The sequence below is a fragment of the Sinomonas sp. genome (genome assembly GCF_051955515.1).
Taxonomy (GTDB): domain Bacteria; phylum Actinomycetota; class Actinomycetes; order Actinomycetales; family Micrococcaceae; genus Sinomonas.
On record NZ_JBQCGQ010000275.1, the window covers coordinates 1 to 7,362 of the forward strand.

Here is a 7,362-nt window from a genome sequence, read left to right on the forward strand (position 1 = left end):
CGGCGGGAACGTGCACGACTCGTTGGACGAAGATGCCCGGCGTGTGGACGTGCTCGGGATCCAGCTCTCCCGGCTCGACGAGCTCCTCGACTTCCGCAATGGTGACTCTGCCTGCCATCGCGCAGAGGGGATTGAAATTCATCGCGGTTTCATGGAACACGAGATTCCCGTGACGGTCGCCTTTGAGAGCATGCACGAGACCGAAGTCGGGCCTGAGGGATTCCTCGAGAAGATATTCTGCTCCGTTGAAGGTGCGCACCTCCTTTGGTGAGGACGCCTTCACGACGTTCCCTTCGGCGTCGTACTTCTGCGGCAGCCCGCCGTAGGCCACCTGAGTTCCGACGCCCGCGGCAGTGTAGAAGGCGGGAATTCCCGCGCCGCCCGCGCGGAGCTTCTCAGCTAAGGTCCCCTGGGGGGTGAGCACCACTTCAAGCTCGCCAGCGAGGAACTGCCGCGCAAACTCCTTGTTCTCCCCGACATACGAGCTGATGGTGCGCCGAATGCGGCCGGCTGAAAGGAGGATACCGAGACCCCAATCGTCCACACCGCAGTTGTTGCTGATGGTTTCGAGGTCTTTCGTGCCCTGGCGGAGGAGCGCATCGATGAGTCCTACCGGAATTCCGCACAGGCCGAACCCGCCGACGGCGAGCGATGCCCCATCCGAAATGTCGGCCACAGCCTCCTCGACCGTGGCCACCACTTTGTCGATCACAGCCCCTCCTCCTACAAGCTCAGGTTGCAGTTGCCCCTAAGCTACAACCCCAGCTGCCGTGCGATCAGCATGAGCTGAACTTCTGTGGTGCCCTCCCCGACCTCGAGGATCTTCGAGTCGCGGTAGTGACGGGCGACCGTGAACTCGTTGATGAAGCCGTAGCCGCCGAAGACTTGGGTGGCGTCTCTGGCATTGTCCATCGCTGCTTCGCCGGCGACCATCTTGGCGATGGCGGCCTCGGTCTTGAAGGGCTTCCCGGCGAGCATCCGCGCTGCGGCGTCGTAGTACGAGAGGCGCGCCGTGTGGGCGCGCGCCTGCATGCGGGCAATCTTGAACTGGATCGCCTGGTACTTGCCGATGTTCGTGCCGAAGGCGCTGCGTTCCTTGGCGTATTTGACGGAAAGGTCCACGCAGCCTTGGGCGGCGCCCGTAGCAAGGGCGGCGATCGCGATCCGGCCCTCGTCAAGGATGGACAGAAAGTTCGCATAGCCGCGGCCCCGCTCGCCGAGGAGGTTCTCCTCCGGCACCCGGGCCTCCCGGAAAGACAGCGGATGGGTGTCCGAGGCATTCCAGCCCACTTTGTTGTACGGCTTCTCCGCCCGGAAGCCCGGCGTACCCGACGGCACGATGATCGTGGAGATCTCCTTGCGCTCGGGGGTGCCGGACGTGCCGGTGACGGCGGTGACCGTGACGAACTTGGTGATATCGGTGCCCGAGTTGGTGATGAATTCCTTGGCCCCATTGATGACCCATTCGCGTCCGTCGAGCCGGGCTGTCGTCTTGGTGCCGCCGGCGTCCGACCCCGCCTCGGGCTCGGTCAGGCCGAAGCCCGCGAGCGCCCGGCCGGCGGCTAGATCGGGCAGCCACTTCTCCTTCTGCGCGTCCGTGCCGAAACGGAAGACGGGCATGGCGCCGAGGGAGACGCCGGCCTCGAGCGTGATCGCCACTGATTGGTCCACGCGCCCGAGCTGCTCGAGTGCGAGGGCCAGCGCGAAATAGTCGCCGCCCATGCCTCCGTATTCCTCGGGGAACGGAAGGCCGAACAAGCCCATCTCGCCCATCTGGGCCACGATCTCATAGGGGAAGCTGTGCTCCTCATCGTGCCGCCGAGAGACAGGCGCTACGACGTTGTCGGCAAAGTCCCGGACCGTTTCGCTGAGTTCCCGGTACTCGTCGTCGAGATAGAAGTCGACCATATATGGCTCCTCATCGTCTGATATGGCTCCTAATCTTCTGCGGGAATGACGGTCGCAACGACCTGGTCCGCCTTGACCAGGTCGCCGACGGAAACGTGCAGCTGAACGGCCCCGGCCACTGCTGCGACAAGCTGGTGCTCCATCTTCATGGCCTCCACGCTCACGAGCGGTTGTCCGGGTGCCACCTCCTGCCCGGGTTGAACCGAGAGAGAGACGACGGTGCCCGGCATCGGCGAGCGAACTTCCGGCGCGTCCTCGCCGTCCTGATGCTGGGCAGCTGCGAGCACCCGCTCGAGGCGCCGGGCGCGGTCGAGGACAGGGAGCGCAACCGCCCAGCCGTGGTCGCCGAGGAACACGGCTTCCGGGCCGACGGCCCAGGTGTAGGCGTGCGGCTCGCCGTCGAGGTCCAGTTCGAGGGAATGGCCGACGACGGCGAAGCTCGCCTTGCGCTCGACTCCGCGGTCGACGCTCAGATGCACGCCGGGCAGCTGTCCGCTCAGCTGCACGGTGGCGATGCCGCCGTCGGGTGTTCCGAGTGTGACCCGGCGCGGGGCGGCCGCGCCCAGCCGCCAGCCGTCTCTCCGCCAGGGGCCTGCGAACTCATCGCGCTCTCGCATGTGCTCGGCCAGCAATGCGGCGGCCGCGAATTCCGCCTCGCGGGGTCCGCGGAACTCGAGATGCTCCAGCCGCCGCTCGATCAGGGTCGTGTCGAGGCGCCCAGCCTGGACATCGGGGTCCGCGAGGAGGAGGCGAAGGTACTCGATGTTGGTTTCGACGCCGAGCGCGGCGTAGTCCGAGAGCGCCCGGTCGAGCGCCACGAGCGCCTGGCCCCGGTCTTCGCCCCAGGCAACGGCCTTCGCGAGCATCGGGTCGTAGTCGGCTCCGATGTCGAGCCCCTCGAGGAGCGAGCTGTCCACCCGGACCGACTCCCCCGCCGGCTCCCGAAGGAATTCGACGCGACCGGTCGCTGGGAGGAAGCCCTTGCGCGGGACTTCGGCGTAGACCCGGGCCTCGATCGCATGCCCGTGGAGGCGGACATCCTCCTGCCTGAGCCCCAGTTCCTCTCCGGCCGCCACGCGGAGTTGCTGCTCCACGAGGTCTACTCCGGTCACCATCTCGGTCACTGGATGCTCGACTTGCAGCCGCGTGTTCATCTCCAGAAAGAAGAACTCATCCGGCCGTTCATCGCTCACGAGGAACTCGACCGTCCCGGCCCCGGTGTAGCCGACGCTTCGAGCGGCATCGCAGGCCGCACGTCCGATCCATTCCCGGGTCTCGGCGGTGAGGAGGGGTGAGGGCGCCTCCTCGATCACCTTCTGATGGCGCCGCTGGAGAGAACATTCGCGTTCGCCCAAGTGGATCGTCGTCCCGTGCTGGTCCGCCAGGACTTGGACCTCGATGTGCCTTGGCGCCCGGATGAGGCGTTCGAGGAAGAGGGTGTCGTCCCCGAAGGCAGCCGCAGCCACGCGGCGCGCTGTTGCGAGGGCCGGGGCGAGTCCCTCAGCGGACTCCACCACCTGCATCCCTTTGCCGCCGCCCCCGGCGGAGGGCTTGATGAGCAGCGGGTACCCCACGCCGTCGGCCTCCCCCATCAGCTCATCGTCGGTGAGGCCGGGCCGTGCAACGCCAGGCACCACCGGCACCCCATAGGCCGACACATGGGTCTTGGCCCGGATCTTGTCCCCCATCACCGAGAGCGCCTCGACTCTCGGTCCGACGAAGACGATGCCTGCCTCCTCGAGCGCGCGGGCGAACAGTTCGTTCTCGCTGAGGAAGCCGTAGCCGGGGTGGACGGCCTCTGCACCGGTCGCGAGGCAGGCGGCGACAATCGCCTCGATATTCAGATAGCTCTGCGCCGCCGACGCGGGGCCGATCCGCACCGCCTCATCGGCCTCACGCAAGTGGCGGGCACCGCCGTCGGCATCGCTGTAGACCGCGACTGAGGCGATGCCCAGGCGACGGAGCGTCCGGATGACCCGACACGCGATCTCCCCGCGATTGGCTACCAGCACTTTGCTGAACATGGGCCTCACATCCTGAAGACGCCGAACGAGGGCTCGGGCAGAGGAGCCTGGGCGACCACGTCAAGCGCCATGCCGAGCACGCGGCGGGTATCCGCAGGATCGATGATGCCGTCGTCCCAGAGCCGAGCGGTCGAATAGTACGGGCTCCCCTGGCTCTCGTACTGCTCTCGGATGGGTGCCTTGAAGGCCTCCTCGTCATCCGGCGCCCATTCTTGGCCGCCTGCTTCGAGCTGATCGCGCTTGACCGTCGCGAGGACGCTCGCGGCCTGGTTTCCGCCCATCACCGAGATGCGGCTCGCGGGCCACATCCACAGAAAGCGCGGCGAATAGGCGCGCCCGCACATCGAATAATTTCCGGCCCCGAACGAACCGCCGATGATCACGGTCAGCTTCGGAACGCGCGTCGTGGCAACCGCAGTGACCATCTTCGCACCATTCTTGGCAATCCCACCGCGCTCATAGTCGCGACCCACCATGAAGCCCGAAATGTTCTGCAGGAATACCAGCGGGATGCCGCGTTGATCGCACAATTCGATGAAATGTGCGCCCTTCAGCGCGGATTCGGAGAAAAGGACTCCATTGTTCGCAACAACTCCCACCGGGTGTCCGTGAATCCGCGCAAACCCGGTCACGAGGGTGCCGCCGTACTCGCGCTTGAACTCGTGGAATTCGCTCGCGTCGACGAGCCGCGCAATGACCTCGTGCACGTCATAACGGGCGTTGACGTCTGTTGGCACGCAGCCGTAGAGCTCAGCTTGGTCGGCCTTCGGTTCCACCGGAATGGTCACGTCCCACGGCGCGCGCTGAGGCGCGGGGAGCGTCGCGACGATGCCCCTGACGATGTCGAGCGCGTGCTCGTCGTTCTCCGCCAGGTGGTCTGCCACGCCTGAGATCTTCGCGTGGACCTCTCCCCCGCCGAGCTCCTCAGCCGAGACGACCTCGCCGATCGCGGCCTTCACGAGAGGCGGGCCGCCGAGGAAGATCGTCCCCTGATTGCGGACAATCACGGTCTCGTCACTCATCGCCGGGACGTACGCTCCGCCGGCCGTGCAAGAACCGAGGACGGCGGCGATCTGCGGAATTCGCGCCGCGGACATGCGGGCCTGATTGTAGAAAATGCGTCCGAAATGTTCCCGATCAGGGAACACCTCGTCCTGACGGGGCAGGAACGCGCCACCCGAATCGACCAGATACACGCAGGGAAGCCGGTTCTCGAGGGCAATCTCCTGGGCCCGGAGATGCTTCTTCACTGTCATCGGGTAATAGGTTCCGCCCTTGACGGTGGCGTCGTTCGAGATAACGAGCACATGGCGACCGTGGACTAGCCCGATTCCGGCGATCAAGCCCGCGCCGGGGCTCTCGTCGTCGTACATCCCATAGGCGGCGAGCGGTGCGATCTCGAGGAATGGCGATCCCTCGTCGAGCAGGACATCGATCCTCTCGCGCGGCAGGAGCTTTCCGCGCGCCACGTGGCGTTCCCGCGACCTCTCGGGGCCGCCGAGCGCCGTCGATGCCAGGCGCCCCGCCAGTTCCTCTGCGAGGGTCCGCTGCGCGCCGTGATTCCTGGCGAAATCAGCGCTCGCCGGATCGATGCGGCTGACCAGGGTCTCCATCGAACCTCGCATTCGGTTAATGACGACTAACTGAAAGCCAAGTTAGTCTTGATCATCTGTGGTGTCCACCGACAACTCTGGAGCGTGCGTGAACGAGGCCGCCAGCGCCCCCAGCGAAATGCCCAGCCCCCGCAGCGAGGCCAAGGCAGTGCGTCGGCAGGCGCTCCTCGACGCCGCCGCAGGGCTGTTCGCAGCGCAGGGGTTCGCCGGCGTATCCCTCGACGACATCGGTGCCGCCGTGGGAGTCAGCGGCCCCGCCATCTACCGCCACTTCGCCGGAAAGCAGGCCGTCCTGGGCGCGCTCCTCGTCGGGGTGAGCCGCGACCTTCTCAAGGGGGGCCGCGCAGCGGCCTTGGCGCCTGCGGAATCGACTGCGAATCCGCGTGGCCCAGATCAGGATCGCGCGCCCGATGACGACGCCGCCCTCCGCGCGCTTGTCGCCTTCCACGTGGATTTCGCGCTCTCCAAGCCGGACGTGATCCGGGTGCAGGACCGCGATTTCTCGAGCCTCGCCGCCGAAGACCAAGCGGCGGTGCGCTCCCTCCAGCTCGAGTACGTGGAGGTGTGGGCGCGGACGCTGTCGCACGTGCATCCTGACGCCTCGGCCGCGGAGCTGCGCCTCCGCGCGCAAGCCGTGTTCGGGCTCATCAACTCCACGCCCCACTCCGTGCGCCGGACCACCCGACGCACGGCGGGCAAGCTGCTCGAGTCGATGGCCCTCGCAGCCCTGACGGCGCCCCTCCCAGCTTGACTGGCTCTACACCATAGCGAGGACCATGCCTGGGTCGGCCAGGATCGCACCGACGTCGGCGAGGAAACGCGAGGCCTGCTCGCCGTCGACCAGCCGATGGTCGAAGGAGAGCGAAAGGGTCACGACCTGCCGGAGCGCGATCTCGCCGTGGTACTCCCACGGCATCCGCCGCACTTGGCCCAGCGCAAGGATTGCGGCTTCCCCGGGATTCAGGATGGGTGTCCCCGCGTCGACCCCGAAGACTCCGATGTTGGTGATGGTGATCGTTCCGCCCGCCAGATCGCCCGGGGTTGTCCGGCCTTCCCTGGCCGAGTCGACGAGGGACGAAATCGCCGCCGCGAGCTGGGCGAGGTCCATGGCGTCCGCGTCCTTGACGTTGGGAACCAACAGTCCTCGTGGCGTCGCGGCGGCGATGCCCCGGTTCACGTAGTGGTATTGGACGATCTCCTGGGTCGCGTCGTCCCAGTGGGCATTCAGCTCGGGATGACGGCGCAGCGCGATGAGCACTGCCTTGGCCGCGAGGGTCATGGGAGTGAGCTTGAGCTCCGAGAAGGCCTTGCCCGCGCGCAGGCGGGTCAGGAGCTCCACGGCCGGAGTCACGTCAATGGTGAGGAACTCGCTCGCGTGCGGCGCGGTGAACGCGCTCGACACCATGGCTGCTGCCGTCGCCTTGCGCACGCCTCGGACGGGCGTCCTGGTCTCACGCCCATGCCGCGCGACCTGATGCTCCTCGGCCGGATGCTCCTGAGGTACGGGCTCGGGGGTCCCGACCCGCTCGAGGACGTCGTCGCGTGTGATGAGGCCTTGAGGCCCCGAACCGTCGACGGAGTCGAGGTCCACGCCGAGATCCTTCGCGAGCTTCCGCACAGGGGGCGTCGAGCGCGGACGGGTCGTGGCGACGGGACGCTCTTCGGCAACCGCGGCCTCCCTCGTGGAGGCCCACGTCCGAGCCTTGCGGGTGGGGTGGCCCGAGCTCTCGGGGAGGGCGCCGTAGCCAACCAGATTCGGCTCGCGCCGCTGCGCGTGCTGGCCCTGCCCCGGTCCCTTCTGGGCCGGTTCCTTCTGG

General features: G+C 67.0%; 6 protein-coding genes. 1 reads left to right on the top strand and 5 read right to left on the bottom strand.

The annotated features are described in order from the left end of the window. The 4 genes from ACTHL9_RS16080 to ACTHL9_RS16095 all read right to left on the bottom strand — a co-directional run. Positions 1–712: CoA transferase subunit A (locus ACTHL9_RS16080; RefSeq protein WP_440520289.1), on the bottom strand; the 712-nt coding region annotated here is incomplete at its 3' end. Between the two features lie 41 nt (positions 713–753). Next, positions 754–1,908, bottom strand: a complete 1,155-nt coding sequence (locus tag ACTHL9_RS16085; protein ID WP_440520290.1) for an acyl-CoA dehydrogenase family protein — start codon at positions 1,906–1,908, stop codon at positions 754–756. A 29-nt stretch (positions 1,909–1,937) separates the two neighbouring features. Then, entirely contained in the window at positions 1,938–3,932 is a 1,995-nt protein-coding gene (locus ACTHL9_RS16090) for an acetyl/propionyl/methylcrotonyl-CoA carboxylase subunit alpha (protein WP_440520291.1), read from the bottom strand. Positions 3,933–3,937: 5 nt separating this feature from the next. Further along, positions 3,938–5,545 carry a carboxyl transferase domain-containing protein gene (locus ACTHL9_RS16095; protein WP_440520292.1) on the bottom strand — a complete coding sequence of 536 codons (1,608 nt, stop codon included), beginning with the start codon at positions 5,543–5,545 and terminating at the stop codon, positions 3,938–3,940. A 118-nt stretch (positions 5,546–5,663) separates the two neighbouring features. On the opposite strand from ACTHL9_RS16095, the gene ACTHL9_RS16100 reads away from it, so the two are divergent. Beyond that, on the top strand, positions 5,664–6,296 hold the full coding sequence (locus ACTHL9_RS16100; protein ID WP_440520294.1) for a TetR/AcrR family transcriptional regulator: 633 nt from the start codon (positions 5,664–5,666) through the stop codon (positions 6,294–6,296). 6 nt (positions 6,297–6,302) lie between these two features. Here ACTHL9_RS16100 and ACTHL9_RS16105 read toward each other — a convergent pair. Beyond that, a partial coding sequence (locus tag ACTHL9_RS16105) for a dihydrolipoamide acetyltransferase family protein (RefSeq protein WP_440520293.1) occupies positions 6,303–7,362 on the bottom strand: 1,060 nt, incomplete at its 5' end.